The organism is Rhodococcus sp. UFZ-B548, from assembly GCF_903819475.1.
In the GTDB taxonomy this organism is placed as follows: Bacteria; Actinomycetota; Actinomycetes; order Mycobacteriales; family Mycobacteriaceae; genus Rhodococcus_F; species Rhodococcus_F erythropolis.
Genome location: NZ_CAIJDS010000026.1, coordinates 34,635 through 51,145 on the forward strand (window position 1 = coordinate 34,635; position 16,511 = coordinate 51,145).

General features: G+C 61.2%; 17 protein-coding genes. 8 read left to right on the forward strand and 9 right to left on the reverse strand.

Annotated features, from left to right (window positions below):
- Positions 1–65 precede the first annotated feature (65 nt).
- On the reverse strand, positions 66–443 hold the full coding sequence (locus H7C86_RS21350; protein WP_020906022.1) for a hypothetical protein: 378 nt from the start codon (positions 441–443) through the stop codon (positions 66–68).
- Positions 444–506: 63 nt separating this feature from the next.
- Here H7C86_RS21350 and H7C86_RS21355 point away from each other — a divergent pair, with 63 nt between their 5' ends.
- Complete coding sequence (locus H7C86_RS21355; RefSeq protein WP_060939644.1) at positions 507–1,085, forward strand: CGNR zinc finger domain-containing protein; 579 nt, start codon at positions 507–509, stop codon at positions 1,083–1,085.
- Positions 1,086–1,244: 159 nt separating this feature from the next.
- Positions 1,245–2,852: an ABC transporter substrate-binding protein gene (locus H7C86_RS21360; RefSeq protein ID WP_080908862.1), complete on the forward strand. Its 1,608-nt coding sequence runs from the start codon at positions 1,245–1,247 to the stop codon at positions 2,850–2,852.
- Between the two features lie 341 nt (positions 2,853–3,193).
- Here the strand turns inward: H7C86_RS21360 and H7C86_RS21365 are convergent, their stop codons facing one another.
- Entirely contained in the window at positions 3,194–4,696 is a 1,503-nt protein-coding gene (locus tag H7C86_RS21365) for an MFS transporter (RefSeq protein ID WP_182262197.1), read from the reverse strand.
- Positions 4,697–4,854: 158 nt separating this feature from the next.
- On the opposite strand from H7C86_RS21365, the gene H7C86_RS21370 reads away from it, so the two are divergent.
- Positions 4,855–5,529: a TetR/AcrR family transcriptional regulator gene (locus H7C86_RS21370; protein ID WP_182262198.1), complete on the forward strand. Its 675-nt coding sequence runs from the start codon at positions 4,855–4,857 to the stop codon at positions 5,527–5,529.
- On the opposite strand, the gene H7C86_RS21375 is transcribed toward H7C86_RS21370, so the two are convergent.
- Entirely contained in the window at positions 5,519–6,478 is a 960-nt protein-coding gene (locus H7C86_RS21375) for a DMT family transporter (RefSeq protein ID WP_030534848.1), read from the reverse strand. The genes H7C86_RS21370 and H7C86_RS21375 overlap by 11 nt on opposite strands.
- Positions 6,479–6,750: 272 nt before the next feature.
- Here H7C86_RS21375 and H7C86_RS21380 point away from each other — a divergent pair, with 272 nt between their 5' ends.
- A complete protein-coding gene (locus H7C86_RS21380) occupies positions 6,751–7,029 on the forward strand; it encodes a YHS domain-containing protein (RefSeq protein WP_020968300.1) in 279 nt (92 codons plus the stop codon).
- Between the two features lie 79 nt (positions 7,030–7,108).
- On the opposite strand, the gene H7C86_RS21385 is transcribed toward H7C86_RS21380, so the two are convergent.
- From H7C86_RS21385 to H7C86_RS21395, 3 genes are all read right to left on the reverse strand, one after another.
- Positions 7,109–8,431: an MFS transporter gene (locus H7C86_RS21385; protein WP_019746698.1), complete on the reverse strand. Its 1,323-nt coding sequence runs from the start codon at positions 8,429–8,431 to the stop codon at positions 7,109–7,111.
- Positions 8,415–8,942, reverse strand: coding sequence for a carboxymuconolactone decarboxylase family protein (locus H7C86_RS21390; RefSeq protein ID WP_021333740.1), 528 nt, complete (start codon positions 8,940–8,942; stop codon positions 8,415–8,417). Before H7C86_RS21390 ends, H7C86_RS21385 begins: the two co-directional genes overlap by 17 nt.
- Before the next feature lie 73 nt (positions 8,943–9,015).
- Positions 9,016–10,446 carry an MFS transporter gene (locus tag H7C86_RS21395; protein ID WP_020968303.1) on the reverse strand — a complete coding sequence of 477 codons (1,431 nt, stop codon included), beginning with the start codon at positions 10,444–10,446 and terminating at the stop codon, positions 9,016–9,018.
- A 251-nt stretch (positions 10,447–10,697) separates the two neighbouring features.
- Here H7C86_RS21395 and H7C86_RS21400 point away from each other — a divergent pair, with 251 nt between their 5' ends.
- The 3 genes from H7C86_RS21400 to H7C86_RS21410 all read left to right on the forward strand — a co-directional run bounded on the left by H7C86_RS21400 (position 10,698) and on the right by H7C86_RS21410 (position 12,484).
- Complete coding sequence (locus H7C86_RS21400; protein WP_024487558.1) at positions 10,698–11,504, forward strand: hypothetical protein; 807 nt, start codon at positions 10,698–10,700, stop codon at positions 11,502–11,504.
- Positions 11,505–11,702: 198 nt separating this feature from the next.
- The gene (locus H7C86_RS21405) at positions 11,703–12,068 is read left to right on the forward strand and encodes a metal-sensitive transcriptional regulator (RefSeq protein WP_020968305.1); all 366 of its coding nucleotides are present in this window, start codon (positions 11,703–11,705) and stop codon (positions 12,066–12,068) included.
- 35 nt (positions 12,069–12,103) lie between these two features.
- The gene (locus H7C86_RS21410; protein WP_029254379.1) at positions 12,104–12,484 is read left to right on the forward strand and encodes a 6-carboxytetrahydropterin synthase; all 381 of its coding nucleotides are present in this window, start codon (positions 12,104–12,106) and stop codon (positions 12,482–12,484) included.
- A 41-nt stretch (positions 12,485–12,525) separates the two neighbouring features.
- On the opposite strand, the gene H7C86_RS21415 is transcribed toward H7C86_RS21410, so the two are convergent.
- Together H7C86_RS21415 and H7C86_RS21420 are read right to left on the reverse strand one after the other, a co-directional pair.
- Complete coding sequence (locus tag H7C86_RS21415; RefSeq protein ID WP_029254380.1) at positions 12,526–14,127, reverse strand: ABC transporter substrate-binding protein; 1,602 nt, start codon at positions 14,125–14,127, stop codon at positions 12,526–12,528.
- A 168-nt stretch (positions 14,128–14,295) separates the two neighbouring features.
- Entirely contained in the window at positions 14,296–14,733 is a 438-nt protein-coding gene (locus tag H7C86_RS21420; protein ID WP_069147328.1) for a hypothetical protein, read from the reverse strand.
- A gap of 111 nt (positions 14,734–14,844) precedes the next feature.
- On the opposite strand from H7C86_RS21420, the gene H7C86_RS21425 reads away from it, so the two are divergent.
- Entirely contained in the window at positions 14,845–15,519 is a 675-nt protein-coding gene (locus H7C86_RS21425) for a bifunctional 2-polyprenyl-6-hydroxyphenol methylase/3-demethylubiquinol 3-O-methyltransferase UbiG (RefSeq protein WP_020968309.1), read from the forward strand.
- On the opposite strand, the gene speB is transcribed toward H7C86_RS21425, so the two are convergent.
- Complete coding sequence (gene speB / locus H7C86_RS21430; protein ID WP_003941134.1) at positions 15,483–16,439, reverse strand: agmatinase; 957 nt, start codon at positions 16,437–16,439, stop codon at positions 15,483–15,485. The genes H7C86_RS21425 and speB overlap by 37 nt on opposite strands.
- Positions 16,440–16,511: the final 72 nt, after the last annotated feature.

Below are 16,511 nucleotides of genomic sequence, written 5' to 3' on the forward strand. Positions count from 1 at the left end.
GCTCTCGGCGGATGCCGAAAACCAACCATACAGTCTCTACTGGGAGCGGGTGGCCCGCCCGAGTCTCAGGCGCTGGTAGTCCTCGCGACGACGAGATCGCTCACCGCGATCTGAGCGTTGCCGATTGCCGCCTGAACCGGTTCGCAACTACTCGATGCTCTGGCGAGCGCAAGAACTGCGGTGAGTAAGGCGGCGTCGGGCTCTCCTTCGAACGGTCCGCTCTGGACGTCGAACTTTCCAGCTCGCAACTGCTTTCGGGCATTGATTCCAAGTTGTGAAATGACCTCGTCCATCGCGGTCAGGCACTGGGCGAGTGCGCCGATCGACCAGTAGAGATCGGCAGCGACGACAGGCGTCTCCGATGCCACGGTGCCGGCGCGGCGCAATCGGTGATGAGTGTCTCGGAGTATCTCGGGCAGTCTGTGGTCTGCGCAATGTTTCATCCCGCCGCCTCCGTAAGGTGTAAAGTTGGGTTATTCAATTACGGTAAGGCAGGACGGTAAGGGATGCAAGTAGTTTTAGACGATTACGTCGTCGGTGCGTCGTTCGCGACCGACCTGGTCAACACCTCGCCCCGCGTGTGGGTGGAGGCAGGCGACGCGTTGCGTGATCCTCAGGCGCTTCACGATCTACTGGATGAACATGGACTCTCGCCGGATGCGCTCCGCAACGGGCGTCGGCTTACCGGCGGTGAACTTGCCGACGTGCAGGCACTCAGAGAGGCGATTCGTTCGATTCTCGATGCTCCGACTTCTGATGAGCTCGTTGATCGCACTGATCAACTCCTGCAGACTGTCCCGCATCACGTTCGACTCGTGCCTGATGCCCAGTTCGACTATCGATGGAATGCGTTACCGGACAGAAGAATCGATCTCACGGGCGAACTAACATTATTGATCGGCTACTCGTTGCTGGGGACTCTGCGCACATTGGGGTACGAACGATTCCGCCCATGCGCGTCGCCGACGTGCAACGGGGTGTTTGTCGATACAAGCCGGGGAGGGCGACGCCGCTACTGCATGCCGGCGTTGTGCGGCAACCGAATCAACGTCGCGAATCACCGTCAACGGCAGCGTCGTACTTAGTCGTCAACGATGGCGTCGCACTTAGCGCCTGCGATTGCCCGGTCGATAGTGACAATCGAACAGAGTACGGCCGACTGTATGGGGAACTTCAACGAGATACAGACCACGTCAGTCCCGCACGATTGTCGCCATGGCAACTCCTAGTAGATGGCGGCTCGTATGAAAGCCCGTTCTGTCTCCGCGACAGCAGTTATCAGCGTTGGCGTATTCACTCTGGCCGGGTGTGGCGGCGCATCCAGTCCCGAAGGTTCGGTCGGTGAGTATGCAAAGGACGGCAGTTTCACGACTGTCATCAACGCCGATCCCGGAAATCTGCACCCTCTGATCACCAACCTTACGTCGACTCAGATCGTGAACGCGTACTCGTACGATTCGTTGATCGACATCGATGCGCAAACCCGCACGGTGCGTCCGTATCTGGCGGAGAGTTGGCGTGAAGAAGGAAACACGCTGAAGTTCGTGCTCAAGAAGGGCGTCACTTGTGCCGACGGCACTTCCTTCACCGCACAGACCGCAGCCGATGACATCAACTGGGTCATGGACCCTGAAAACGCTTCACCGCTACGAGGATCCACCGTGCCGTCGTCGACGGTCGCGTCCGCGAACGGTGACGAACTGACGGTCACTACAGCCGAACCTGCACCCTTCTTGCTCTCCCGAATAGGCTCGATGCGGCTTCCGTGCGCTGCGACGCTCGAAGACCCGGCCAGTATCCGTTCGAGTAGTAACGGAACGGGTCTGTTCAAGGTCACCGAAGTTGTTCCCAACGATCACATCACGATGGAACGCCGCGACGGTTACACCTGGAGTCCGAACGGTGAGACCACTTCCGACACTCTCGGGGTGCCGAAGACAGTGACGATCAAGATTGTCACCGATCCGAGTACGACGGCGAATCTTGTTCTCACCGGTGGAGTGAATGCCGCGGCGGTGACAGGTTCGGACGAGGAACGAGTCTTGGCAGCGGGTCTGGATTCGAAGACCTACACCACGTTGTCCGGCGAGTTCATCTTCAATCATTTCGCGGCCCTACCCACGGCAGACCGTGCTGTACGGCAGGCCCTTGTGCAGGCAGTAGACCTGGACGACTACACCGAGATCACCACCGGCGGTAAAGGAACCCGTGCACGCGCCCTCGCGGTTTCGGAACCCCTTGCCTGCGACTACAACAGTGTCGAAGGGACGATCCCCGATTTCGACGTCGATGCAGCAAAGAAAACGCTGTCCGACGCAGGTTGGAAGGCGGGTCCCGACGGCCTCCTGACGAAGGACGGTCGACCGCTTGCCCTCAACGTAATTTTCAACAACTCACGCGATACAAACTCTGCCGCCGCGGAATACGTAGCAACACAGTGGGAAGGACTGGGCGCGAAGGTGAAACTGACCGGCGGCGACTACAGTTTCGTCATTGCCAACACATTCAGCACCACCGACCTGTCGTCGTGGGACGTTTCCATCGGTTTGACGCTGGGGAGTGATACGCCGAGCATCTTTGCGAAGTACTTCACCGGCCCGCCCAAACCTGAAGGAGTGAACTTCGCTTCCCTCGACAACAAGAAGTACATCGAATTGTCCACTGAGGCTTCGCTTCTTCCCGGTGACGAGTCCTGCAAGGTCTGGGAGGAAAGTGAGCGCGCGTTGTTCAACGACATCGACCTGCTGCCGGTATCCACGACTCCCGCTCACATGTTCTTCAACGGCGCAACGTCGATCTACCCGCCGTCGAGCGGAATCCTTCCGGGCTCGGCGATCCGTGTCCTGAAGTAGGACCCTCGGCAAACGCTCACTTTCGGGTATTGATCATCCGAAGTGCAAACCGAAATACCACTGCAGCACCGGCACCTGCAGCCAGGCCGGCGACGACATCGGCAAGAAGAACACCGACGCCTATGCCCAGGACGGCAGCAGCGGCGACGGCAAGGGCGACGTCAGCACGAGGAGCGGCGATCGCGGCATCCTTTCCCCGAGTATCGAACGAGCACCCATCTCAACGGAGCATGTCACGAAACGGTCGTCTGCAGGTGTATCAACCGCAAAATGTGTGAAACGCGTCGGCCCCGGCGGAGTTGGACTCCGCCGGGGCCGTGCTGTGTGTGTTGCGCACTTGCTCAGTGCGTCGGGACGGATTCCTTCGACGTGGTCGGGGACGTATCGGTGTGCTGGCTACCAATCTCCTTGCGGGAGTTGGAGCCGTCGAACCGAGGGAGGAAACCGGCCAGGACGAGTGCGATGACGGCGGATCCGGCAGCGAGGGCCATGACGACGCGGAAAGCGTTCTCCGACGGCAGCGTTGCCCCACCGACGGACATGGTCATCTGGGCGATGACGACACCCGCGATGGCGCTGGCGAATGATGTACCGAGGGAGCGCATCAGAGTGTTGAAGCTGTTGGCCGCTCCGGTCTCGGACGGAGGAACAGCCCCCATGATGAGAGCGGGCATTGCGCCGTAAGCCATACCGGTACCGGCGCCGATGATTACTGCGATCACGATCAGTTCCCAAATCGAGTGCATGGCGAAAATGCCGATGCCGTAACCGATTGCGACCACAATGGCGCCGAGCATGAGCGTCACTTTGGGGCCGTGCGAATTGGTGATGCGTGAGGACAGCGGAGAGATCAGCATCATGATGATGCCGGAGGGAGCCATGACCAGACCTGCGGTGAGCATCGAACCGCCGAGGCCGTAACCAGTGATTTCAGGCAGCTGGACTACCTGGGGAAAGACCATGCTGGCGGCGAACATCGCGAATCCGAACACGATGGATGCGAGGTTGGTGAAGAGCACCTGGCGGCGGATGGATACGCGTAGATCCACCAGCGGCTTGGGGGTGCGTAGTTCCCACCATGCCCAGAATCCGAATATCAGGATCGCGGCGCCGAACAGGGAAAGCGTGAGCGTGCTCGTCCAACCCCAGTCGCCACCCTTGGAAATTGCGAGTAGCAGAGCGATGAGGGCGGCTGAGAGTGAGATTGCCCCGCCGAAATCGAACGTGCCTCCTGTGCGAACCGCCGATTCGGGGACCAGGACGACAACAAGAACGGCCGCAAGCGCGCCGAGCACGGCTGACGCCCAGAACAGGACGTGCCAGTCGGCGTACTCGGCGATCAAAGCCGCGATCGGAAGCCCCAGAGCGCCACCGACTCCCAGCGAAGCGCTCATCATCGCAACAGCGCCGGCGAGCTTCTTGGGCGGAAGTACATCGCGCATCACACTGATACCCAGCGGAATGACGCCGGCAGCAAGGCCTTGCAGGATTCGGCCGGCAACGAGGGGGATAACGCTCGAACTGAGGGCTCCGACCACCGAACCGGTGACCAACAGCGCCATGCTGATCAGGAGCAGACGGCGTTTGCCGAACATGTCGCCCAAGCGGCCCATGGTCGGGACGGCGACGGCGGCGGCGAGCAGCGTGGCGGTCACAGCCCACGCGGTATCGGACGCCGGCGCGTTCAGGTACTCGGGCAGATGCGGGATGATCGGGATGACCAGCGTCTGCATGAGCGAGACGACGATGCCGGAAAACGCCAGAACAGCCACCACTGCGGTGGTGGCTGGCGACTTCGTTGTCTGTGGCGGCGTTGTCGGTGGTGGAGAAGTGGTTGACGACATTGCGGTAACTCCATCGGAGGAAGAACGAATAATGGTTTAAGTCAGTTGATTGAACTAAAGTTAAATCAAGTGACTGACTTAACGGAAGGGTGCGCCTCCGATCGTGACGAATATCTCCGGTGCCGAGCAGCTTCGGATGGTCGAGGATGATGGTGTCCATGATTACGAGGACTGAGGACGCGTCGGCCGACGTCGGCGGCGCCGCAAATTCCGCGCGCTCTGCTGCAACCCGAGACCGCATTCTCGCCGTCGCCGAGCAGCTGTTCGCCGAGCACGGAGTCTTCGCGGTTTCGAACCGCCAGGTGAGTGAAGCGGCAGGTCAGGGCAACAATGCAGCCGTCGGATACCACTTCGGGACCAAGACCGATCTGGTCCGCGCGATCGTGAACAAGCATTCCCAGCAGGTCGAGAAGAAGCGTGGCGAACTGCTGTGTGAGATCGAAGGGTCCACAAACGTTCGTGACTGGATTTCGTGTCTGGTTCGGGCGTCGACCGATCACTACGCCGAAATGGGTGGCCCGACTTGGTACGCGCGGTTCAGTGCACAGATTCTCACCGACCCGGTCCTGCGGAAAATCGTCTACGGCGAGGTATTGGCCTCGCCCACCCTGCAGGAGACGCTTCGGGGACTCTCTGACTGTCTGGCCGACATGCCGATGAGTGTTCGACGCGCCCGCGCGGACATCGGACGCAATGCGATCGTGCACATGTTCGCCGAACGTGAGCGCACGCTTGCCGAAGAGGGGCCGGAAGCGGTCACGTCATGGGAGGACTTCACGACCGACCTCGTCGACGCGCTGGTCGGACTTTGGACGGCTCCGATCAGCCGCTGACCGGCCGTTTGTCCGCGCTAGCCGCCCGCCCCGGGGCAACCCTGCGCAATGGATCTCGCGTCGGCGGAAGATCCAGGAGCAAGCCCACTCCGGCAAGAATGATGACAAGACCGCCAACGAGCGCGAAGGTGACAGGCTCGTTCAACCACAGCACTCCGATGGCTGATGCCGAAATCGGAACGAGAAGAGTGACGGCCGATGCCGCGACTGGACCCGCCTGACGAATTATCCAGAAGTAGACCAGGTAGCCACCGGCGGTAGCCCCCAGCCCCAGGGCCGCCACGGCGATGAGTGGACCGACGGTTATGGGCCCCGGTGGGGGAGCGACGGCGGACACGGGAACCAATAGGGCAACCGCGGCAAGTTGTTGTCCGAGGGCCAGTGTCATCGGTGGAGTGTCCTGGAACGACTTTCGTGCGTAAACACCTCCGACTGCGTACAGCAGCGCCGCGGTCAAAGATGCGCCAATGGCCAGCATTGCGCGACTGTCGATCGCTGAAGGAATTCCACCGACGAGCACCGAGACGCCGACGATGCCGATCGCGACCCCCGAGAGTTTTCGCCAGGTGATCTTTTGTCGAAGCCAGAAAGCGGCGACGAATACGGTGAACATCGGCGTCGTGGCATTCAGGATCGACGCCGTCGACGAGTTGAGGCCGACGATCGCAGTTGCGACAAGCGTCAGGGGCCCAGCGACGTTGAGGGCTGCCAGCAGTAGGAATGCAGGAAACCGGTGACCGACCGCGCGCCAGGTCGATCTGCTGGAAGCCGTTATCAGTGCGAGAACCAGCGCTGCAACAATGAAGCGGCCGTGCGTCGTGCCGACGGCGCCGAGTGTTGGTGCTGCCACAGCAACGAGGGGGAACGAGCTTCCCCAGAGCGCGCCGACCAACAGCAAAGCTCCAACTACGGCGAATCGGCTGCTGCCGATTGCTTTCCAGTTCTTCATTGCGCCTCTTCGTCGACGACCTCGCGGACATGGATGGTCGATGCCAGACCTACCCTATACCCCCAGTAGGTATGATGCTTCTTGTGTCATGATGCTGCAGGTGATCCGAGGCTGAGGACGCATTATTCGTTCTCCTGCAATGGTTTATGTGTCGAGGTGCTGTACGCGCAGACCTTCAAGTTATCTTCAGTATACCTATAGGGGGTATATTGGTGGTTGTGTCGGGCTCGCTTTCCGGGCCACATCCGTCCAGCAAAAGAACAGGAATCCCAATGAGTAGTTGTGGCTGTGGAAATACCCCGAAGGCCGACGCCAATGGCGCTGTAGGCACTGTCGGTACGGCGATGCCGACCGGTGGGAAAGACCTACTCAACTCTGGCAGCAGTGAACTCGTCGAATGTCGGGTCATGCCCGGCAGTGTGATCGAAAAGGCGCGTGCCGAAGCGGAAGGCCTGTTCCGTGACTACGAAGGTAATCGGTACTGGTTTTGCTGCAAGGGTTGTGGTCCTCGATTCGACGCAAATCCGCGGAAGTACGCTGACGTGAGCTGAGCGAAAAGTGGTGGTGCAGGCGATGGCTGCACCACCACTTTCGTTGAGGCCCAATCGGGGTTCGGGCAGACCGTCGACATCAGACGGTGCGAGCGCACGCGCACTGGGTGGCCGCCAAGGTGCATTCGCCTCGCGTGGTTTCGTACGTCGCTTGTCCGGGCAATTCAGCAACTGTCTCCCGAGGCCAAAGTGCAAATCCTGCAACGGCTCCCACTGCGGCAAGCGCTGCAAGGATGCTCCAGGTGACCGCAAATCCCGCGCTCGAACCAACCCATCCGGCGATCGGATAGGTGACAAGCCAGGCAAGGTGCGACAGGGAGAACTGGGCTGCGAATACCTCCGGTATACCTGCGGGCTCGACGGAGCGCCGAAGTACTTTTCCGGTCGGCGTGACGATCATGGCCATCCCGGCGCCGACGAGTGCCCACACTGCGGCAGTGAGCATCCACGTGAATACACCGGCCACGGCGAGGGCGGCTGCCGCGCTGGCACTGACGACCAGGACAACGGAACCTGCTGTCATCACAGTGCGTTCAGCGGTTCTGTCGAGAACGCGTGGAAGAAGCAGCGCGGTCACCAACGTGCCGGTGCCTGACGCGGCAAGCATCCACGCCACGTCGGATTGGGTTCCACCGAGCTCGTCGCGGACGTAGTTGACGGTGTTGACCACGACGATCGAACCGGCTGCTGCCACCACGAGATTGAGTGCCATGATGCCGCGCAGTCGCGGTGTGGTCACGAAGATTCGCACCCCCGACGCGATCCGATCCCACGCCTTGCGGTGAGTACTCCGGCGAGCGTTGGGGATTCGGGTGGCCAGCACGAGCAGTGCCGAGACCGCAAAGCCCACGGAGGTGGCGACGAACAACAGGTTGAATGTCATGAAGGACAGTGCGACTGCGGCAAGAACAGGGCTGAGCAGGCTTTCCATAGTGTAAGCGACCTGCGATGCCGACAGTGCGCGGGTGAAATCGGCCTCGTCGGTCACGATGTCAGGAATGACCGCTTGGAACGTGGGAGTGAACGCTGCCGACGCAGCTTGGAGAACGCCTACCAGCACGTAGATGTGCCAGATCTCGCTGACGAAGGGCAATGCGATCACGACCGCTGCACGAAGGGCGTCGAGGGCAACGAGGAAAGCCCGTCTCGGCAACCGGTCGACGTACGCCGCCGCGAGTGGAGCGATCACGACGTACAGGGACATCTTGATCGTCAGCGCGGTGGCCAGCACAGCTCCGGCGCTCGGCCCAGCGAGTTCGTAGGCGAGTAGACCCAGCGCAACCGTCGCCAATCCGGTGCCGAACAGCGCGATGATCTGGGCGCTGAAGAGCAGGCGATAGTCGCGAATCAAGAACAGACGCATGCTGTTCCGTTCCGGTGCGGTCCTAGCGGTCCGGTTCATCTGGTTTCACTCCCGCGACAAGATTGAAAGCTCCGGTCAGGACATTGAGGGCGACGATTCCGACGACGTCAGCGATCTCGCGATCACCGTAGCCGTGCGCTCGAAGGCCAGCGATGTGTTCGTCTGAAATCGAGGCAGGCTCCCGATAGACGCGAAGTCCGAGGTCGATCATTGCCGCGATGGCAGGATCGGCGGACGTGCCCGCGCGGGCACGCTCGATCTCGTCCGCCTCGACGCCGTTGGCGTGCGCGGCGGCAACGTGGGCTTCGAGGCAAACAGCGCAACCTTGCTGGACCTGCACGGCGATCGAGATTCGCTCGGTGATCTTGCGGCTCAGTTTCGCTCGCTTCATTGCCCGGCTGAGTTGCAGATAGCCACCCAGTACGGCGGGCGAATGAGCCATCGCCGCGACCATGTCACCGACCTGTCCATGACGGTTGACGAGTTCGGCGAGAAGGTCTTTAGATGCACCGACAGCGGTGGCGGGTGTGAGAGATGCAAGGCGCGACATAACGAGTCCTAAGTGGTTCCGCCGGTGGTGGGTTCGGCTGGTGACAGCCGGCCGAACCCACCACCGGAGTTGGTCAAGAATTGACGGTGGATTGAACGGTTCGAGGATCGTCGACCTTGGTCGACCGCATCACGACCGCGGTGATTGCTGCGCCCACCACTGCGATGGCGGCTGCTCCCAGGAACACGGCGGAGAAACCGTTCGTCAACTCCGTCAGGTCACCGAGTTGATCAGCGCCGAACACTGCTGCGATCGCGGTCATCACCGCGAGGCCGACAGCCGAGCCGACCTGGTAGCTGACGTTGACGATGCCGGAAGCCAATCCGCCCTCTTCCGGGCGTGCAGCCGAAATCGCCGTACCGAGTGAGGGAATGAACGCCAGCGTCATACCTGCCGCAGCCACGAGCGACGCCGGCAGTACGTCGACCCAGAAGTTGCCGGTGGGCCGGATCAACGACATCCAACCCAAACCGATTCCCAGTACCAGCAATCCGGTCACGATCATCGCTTTTGCACCGAAGCGTGCCATGGCCCGTGGTGCCACGACGACCATGCCGAGCATGACGAAGATCGTCATCGGCAGCAGCGCCGCACCGGCCGGGAAGGCGCTGTATCCGAGCACTTGCTGCAGGTACAGGTTCAGGAAGAACCACATCGGTATCCAGGCAGCGCCGAGGACGAGCTGAGCGATGTTCGCGGCACCGAGGTTGGGCGCCTTGAAGATTCCCAGACGCACCAGAGGTTCCCGACGCTTGGACTGGATCAACACGAATGCACCCAACAGAGCGGCCGAAACGGCGAGCGCCAGCCACGTCTGCCCGGATCCCCATCCGACATCAGGTGCTCTGACGATGCCGAAGACTCCGACAGCAAGACCTGCGGTGACAGCGAGTGCGCCGAGGAAGTCGATCGACCCGGTACGTGCCGGTGCGTTCGGCATCAGGAGGGGAGTAGCGATCAGCGCGATGACGGCGATGGGAATGTTGAGGTAAAACACCCAAGGCCAGCTGGTGTATTCGGTGATGACGCCGCCGAGGAACACTCCGGCCGTACCGCCTGCCGGGGCGGCAGCGCCGTAGATGGACAGCGCCTTGGTCATCTCTTTCTGCGTGCTGCCGAACAGCATCATCAGCAAGGTGAGCGCCGATGGTGCGATGAGTGCGGCACCGGCACCCTGAACGGCGCGGCCCGCAAGTTCGACGGCAACGTTACCGGCGGCACCGGCGACAACGGAACCGATCAGCAGGATCAGCCAACCAGCGGAGAACACTCTGCGGGCGCCGAACAGGTCGGACAGGCGGCCGCCGAGGAGGAGTAGCCCGCCGAATGCGATGACGTACGCATTGAAGACCCAGGTCAGGCCTTCCTGGGAAAAGCCGAGATCGCTCTGCATCTGGGGGAGAGCGACACCGATGATCGAGGTGTCCATGATGACCATGAACTGAGCGGCGGCGATCAACGCCAACGCCCACCACTTACGGGTGGATTTCGGTTGTGTGGACATTCTGAGTTCCTTACCTCTACGGGGTATAGGTGATGCTCGTGTGGTCAGGGGGTGTCGAAAGCGAGCCTGGGCGACATCGGCGCAGCGCTTCGTTGAGGTGCGCGGGGAAATGCTGTTCTTGGAACTCATTCGGCCGGCGCTCTGCGTAGATGCGCATCGGATCTCCTTCGAGTGAATTCATGGTGTTCGAGTAGTTCGTTGCATACCCTAGGGGGGTATGGTACAAATTGCAACAGGTTCGAATTCAAGGAGTGTCGAACCCGACGCAGACGGCAACGGAAGTGCTGCCGACCCAAACTTTGGAGGGCAAGATGTTCAGCGGCAACGGCTACACACTGGAATTGGCAACGTCGGAGGCGGCCGTCGGCAGCCATGTCCCCTTGCAGTTCCGGATCCTGGATTCGGTTGGAACTCCGTTGACCAGGTACACCGACACCCACGACAAGCAGTTGCATCTGATCGTGGTCGGTCTGGACCTGACCGGATTCCAACACGTGCATCCCGAATTAGACGAGAACGGAAACTGGCGTGTGTCAGTCGATTTCGATCACGCGGGAGACTACCGAGTCTTCGCTGACTTCACCCCGGACGGGGGTGACGGAATGACGCTGAGTGCGGATGTACGCGTCGCCGGGTCCTATGATCCTCGGCCGTTGCCCGCCGCTGCTGCCGTCACGACGGTCGACGGCTATACCGTCTCTCTCGAAGGCGCGGCCCATGCCGGCCAGACATCGAAGCTCACGCTCTCGGTCAGTCGTGACGGAATCCCAGTCACAGACTTGCAGCCCTACCTTGCCGCGTACGGGCATCTGGTCGCGTTGCGTGCCTCCGACCTCGCCTATCTCCATGTGCATCCGGATGGTCATCCGGGTGACGGTGTCACGCCGGCTGGACCGGCAATCACCTTCTACGCCAACATGCCGAGCGCTGAGGACTACCGGTTGTTCCTGGACTTCAAACATGGCGAAGTGGTGCGTACGGCGGAATTCACTCTGACGGCCGACAATGCGACCACGCCTGGGGCCGAACACTCGAGCCACTCGCACCACGGGCACTGAGACCGAATGAGTTTCGCAGCAACGGGAAAACGGGCATGGGCGATCACCATGCACCCATCTGTTCGTGCAGTAGCGAAATGCGTGGCGATGTGCGCAGTGATTGCTCTGCAAGACAACGGAAGTCGAAGAGTATCCGCACATCGCCCCGGTAACGAGAATTGTTGCGAAGTCACGCGTTGACGAACAGGAGGACATCGAATGTCGGAAGCGACAGAAGTGGGCAACGCTCCAAGCAGTGCCCCGGGCAATGATACGACCGGCGATGTGTGCTGCACGGGTGATTCCCACGGCTACATCACCGCCAAGGACGACTACCTAGGGCGCCTGCGTCGCATCGAGGGTCAAGCCCGCGGCCTGCAGCGCATGGTCGACGAGGACAAGTACTGCATCGACATTCTCACGCAGGTTTCGGCGATGACCAAGGCTCTCCACGCGGTGGCCATGGGGCTGCTCGAGGACCACATCAGCCACTGCGTCGTCAAAGCTGCCGTTGACGGTGGTCCCGAGGCGGAGGCAAAGGTGAAGGAAGCGACCGATGCGATTGCGAGGCTCGTTCGCTCGTAGAACTGTGCTCGACGAACATTGATACCGTGGTCGTCATGTTCAGCATCGAGATCCGTCGTACATTCGCTGTGAGGCAAGGGCTTCCGGCACCCGTGCGGGACGCAAAGAATTTGCCGCCGCTGATGCCTGCCGAGGGATTTCGCGTGACGATGCGAGTCGGGTTCTCGTTCGAGGACGACCAACTCGGCGAACGTGGATGGTTTGTCGACACGGACGCTCTGGACGAGTCCGTCGATCGGTGCGCCGAGCGATTGGCGAGCGGTGTCTGGCCGGAGATTTTCGATTTCCGTCCGTCATTCGAGAATGTTGCGAAGTGGTCTTTCACGGAACTTGCGTCCACGATTCCTCAGCTGACCTACGTCGAGCTGGACAACGAGACGATAGGTGTGGCAACGAGATACGTCAGATCGCACTGATCTGACATATCTCGTTGCCACAGGGGTTTCGATCGATCGGACTACTGGTAGAGACGCAGTGCAGACCCGATGAAGGACTTACCGAATGCGAGCCCGGCCTTGTTGAAGTAGAAGCTCATGTTCGTATTCGCGAACGGCACCGCGGACACCGTCTTGGTGATCTGCGACTCGGCGTCTGCCCACTCTGCGCACGCTGCGTCGCCGGTCAACCCGGAAGCCTTGGCCACCGCTGCTTCGTAGGCGGGGTTGTTGATCGAAGAGAAATTCTTACCGGCTGCCGGAGCAGGTCCGGTGAAGAACGGGGTGAACCCGCTGGGAATCGAATTGTTGATCTGGATCCATGCGATGTCCCACTGATTGTTGTCTTTACCGCTGAGCATGACGTCGACAACTTTGGTCTGGTCGGCTCCCGTTACCTCGACGTTTGCGCCGAGATCCGACCATGCAGATTGAGCGAGTTCGGCTGCTGCGCTGCGAGCCTCTTCGCCTCCTGCGTAGAAGAGGCGGAGTGTCAACGGGTTTCCGTCTTTGCTTCGTTTTCCGTCCGACCCGGCGGTCCAGCCGGCCGCGTCCAAGGTTGCCTTCGCTGCGCTGACGTCGTAGTCCGGAATGTTGCCGGTGACGGAGTCGTACACGCAGGCGCGGGGCTCTACACCGACGAGACTTGTTGCGCGGGTGCCCTGGCCGGCAGTGATAACTTCTGCCAGATCGTCGAGATTGACTCCCTGGATGAGTGCTTTGCGAACGGCGGGATCGCTGGTGGGATTGTTCGCGATCTGGTTGAAGTACATCTGACCGGACGGCATCGGGCGATTGATCGAGGCGAAATTGGCGGCTTCGATCCGGTCCTTGTCCGGACCGGCGATCGGAGATGCGTTGAGTTCGCCGGAGAGAAGCTGGTTTGCGGCGGTGCTGACATTGGGTGCCATGACAGCGATGACGGTCTTGGGGACACCTGGTGTGTCGGAGGTGGTGTCGTCGGGGCCCCAGTTGTAGCCGTCACGACGCTCGAACGTGTAGTGGTCGTTGGCGGCGACTTCGGTGACTTCGAACATCCCGGAACCGAGAGACTTCTTGTTCGAGGCGGTCGGGTCCGCGAGTCCGGCGTCGCACATGATCGGGAGGCGACTGACCGTGAGGAGGAGGAAGGGGCTCGGCGCCGGAGTGGTGACCGTGATGGTGCGGGTCGCGGGATCGGCAGTGGCCGAAGCGCCTACGGGGACCGTAGTGCCGCGTTGTTGTGAACCGTTGGCCGGATCGGCCACGAAGTTGATGTTGTTCGCGACGGTCTGCGCGTTCAGCGTCGACCCGTCGGTACAGGTCACTCCCTCGCGGATGGTGAAGGATGCGGAGGTCGGCGTCTCTTCCCATTTCTCTGCCAACCACGGTTTGAATTCACTGGTGTCCGGATCCTGGTAGACCAGGGAGTCGTAGGCCAGCCTCGAGATGTCAGCGGTTGCCGCGGAGCCGGACATGATCGGGTTGAGTGCACCCGGATCGGCTTGCAACGCATAACGGAAGGTTCCGTCTGTCAGAGGTTCACCGCCGTCGGAGCCCGAGGACGTGCCTCCCGAGCTGCAAGCCGACAACACGAGTGCGAGCCCCGCGGCCGTTGCAAGTGCCGGATAAGAGCGGTGTTTCATTGTGCCTCCGTGAAGGAGCCAGGGCCCGAGCGAAGTTCGAGAGGGCGCGGTCGAGTGTGACCGCTAAATCTTGGCGTAGGACGTGACGGGCATCTCGGTCGATCTTCACGAAAAAGGGGTGGATTTTTGTCCGATTTCACGAGAACCGGGGTGATGAACCAGTCTGGCTCAAAGCGAGTCGAGGTCATTTCGCTGTGGCCACCCGGTTGTAGTGAGTACAACGGCAGGGACCGACGTCAACGGAGAGATCGGGCCGAGGGCGAGGAGATCTTCGTCTTCGTCGATCTCGGACCAGAATTTTTCAGAAGAAACATCGAGGCCGAGAACGATCCACGGCGGTCCGGCTTCTTGAAAGGCAAAGGAGACGCTGCCGGTTCGCGGAACCGTCGCATCGAACAGGTGGGCTCCGACTGGATATCCCTGTTGCTCGCCCACCAACGTCAGGGTTGTCGGTTCGAAGGACGCCTCGCGCAGCATCTTCTCGACTGCGCGGTCGAAACTCTGCTGAGTGGTGAACTCTTCGTCCGCGTTCGAACCGCTGAACTCGGGGAAATGCGCACAACACAAAACGTGTGAGCCCTCTGAGTTGCAGTAGAGACGAAACACGGGAAATCCACCTGCCACGAAGCGTGACGTTAGCAGAGCGTCGAAATGGAGAAGTTGCTGTTTCGGCAAAGATGGTTGCGTGAGTTGTGGAAGGTCGTTCATCCTGGGTGCATGAGCCACGAACACCACAATCACCACGAAAACTCTGAAACCACCGAGAATCCGTACGCCAAGGCGGACGCACAGTTCTGGAACTCGCTGTACGAGGAACGTCCCGCGCGCTGGAGCGGAAATCCCAACCCACAGTTGATTGCCGAAGCCTCCGACCTCGAACCGGGCACTGCACTCGACGTCGGTTGCGGCGAAGGCGCCGACGCTTTGTGGTTGGCACGTCGCGGGTGGAAGGTCACAGGCACCGACATATCGTCGGTTGCGCTCAGTCGCGCCCAGGCTCACGTCGAGGGCGAGGGCGTCGACATCGAATGGCTGGAAGCCGACCTGACGAAGTGGGATCCGCAGGGTCGATCGTTCGATCTGGTGTCCGCGCAGTTCTTCCACATGCTCGAACCCGCGCGCGGGGAATTGTTCCGTGCTCTCGGAGATCTGGTCGCGCCCGGCGGGCATTTGCTGATCGTGGGCCACTCGCCACACGAGTCGCCGACCGAGCATCATCGGGCCATGCTCCATACACCCGAATACGTGGAGTCGCTGTTCACCGATGGTTGGAAGGTGTTGGTCTCGGAGTCGCGGGAACGTGATCTTCCCGCGAACCCCGAGATGCATCACACGACGGATACCGTTGTGCTGCTTCAGCGATTGAGTGCGAGCACCGACAGCAACTCGTAAGCGACGTGAGCCGCTGCGATACCGGTGATCTCGGCGTGGTCGTACGCCGGCGCTACCTCGACGATGTCGGCGCCGACCACGTTGAGTCCCACCAACCCGCGCAGTGTGTTCAACAATTCGCGAGAGGTCATGCCGCCCGCTTCGGGTGTTCCAGTACCCGGAGCGTGGGCGGGATCGAGCACGTCGATGTCGACGGAGACGTACACCGGGCCACCGTCGAGGCGCTTACGCATGCGCTCGACGATGCTGGCGACGCCGTCGACCTCGTAGTCGTCACTGCGGATCACCTGGAAGCCGAGGACGCGGTCGTCTTCGAGGTCTTTCTCGCTGTAGAGCGGTCCACGGATACCGATGTGCTGGGAACGCTCCATGTCGATCAGGCCTTCTTCGCTGGCGCGGCGGAAGGGGGTGCCGTGGGTGAAAGGCTGACCGAAGTAGGTGTCCCAGGTGTCGAGGTGAGCGTCGAAGTGCAGGACGGCGATCGGGCCGTGATCGCGGGCCAGTGAACGCAGGATTGGAAGTGCGATGGTGTGGTCGCCGCCGAGCGTGAGCACGGAGGAACCGTCGGCGCGCAGGTCGGTGACGGCGGACTGAACCGTCGTGAGAGCTTCCTGAATGTCGAAGGGGTTGACGCCGATGTCGCCGAAATCGGCTACCTGCTGGTTGGCGAAGGGCGAGACCTTGAGCGCGGGGTTGTACGGACGCAGCAGCTTCGACGCAGCGCGGATGTGCCCCGGACCGAACCGAGCGCCGGGTCGGTAGCTGACACCCGAATCGAAGGGGATGCCGAGGATTGTCACGTCGGCGCGCGAGACCTCGTCGAGGCGCGGCAGACGCGCAAAAGTGGTCGGCTCGGCGTAGCGGGGGACGCGCGTGGCGTCGACGGGTCCGATGAACGATCCGGGGTTGTTGGTAGCCATGTGCAGAGGTCCCTGCTCTCGATTCGGCGCACACCGGGCGCCCTTCAGTGATGTAGCTCTCTGAGCAAGTAT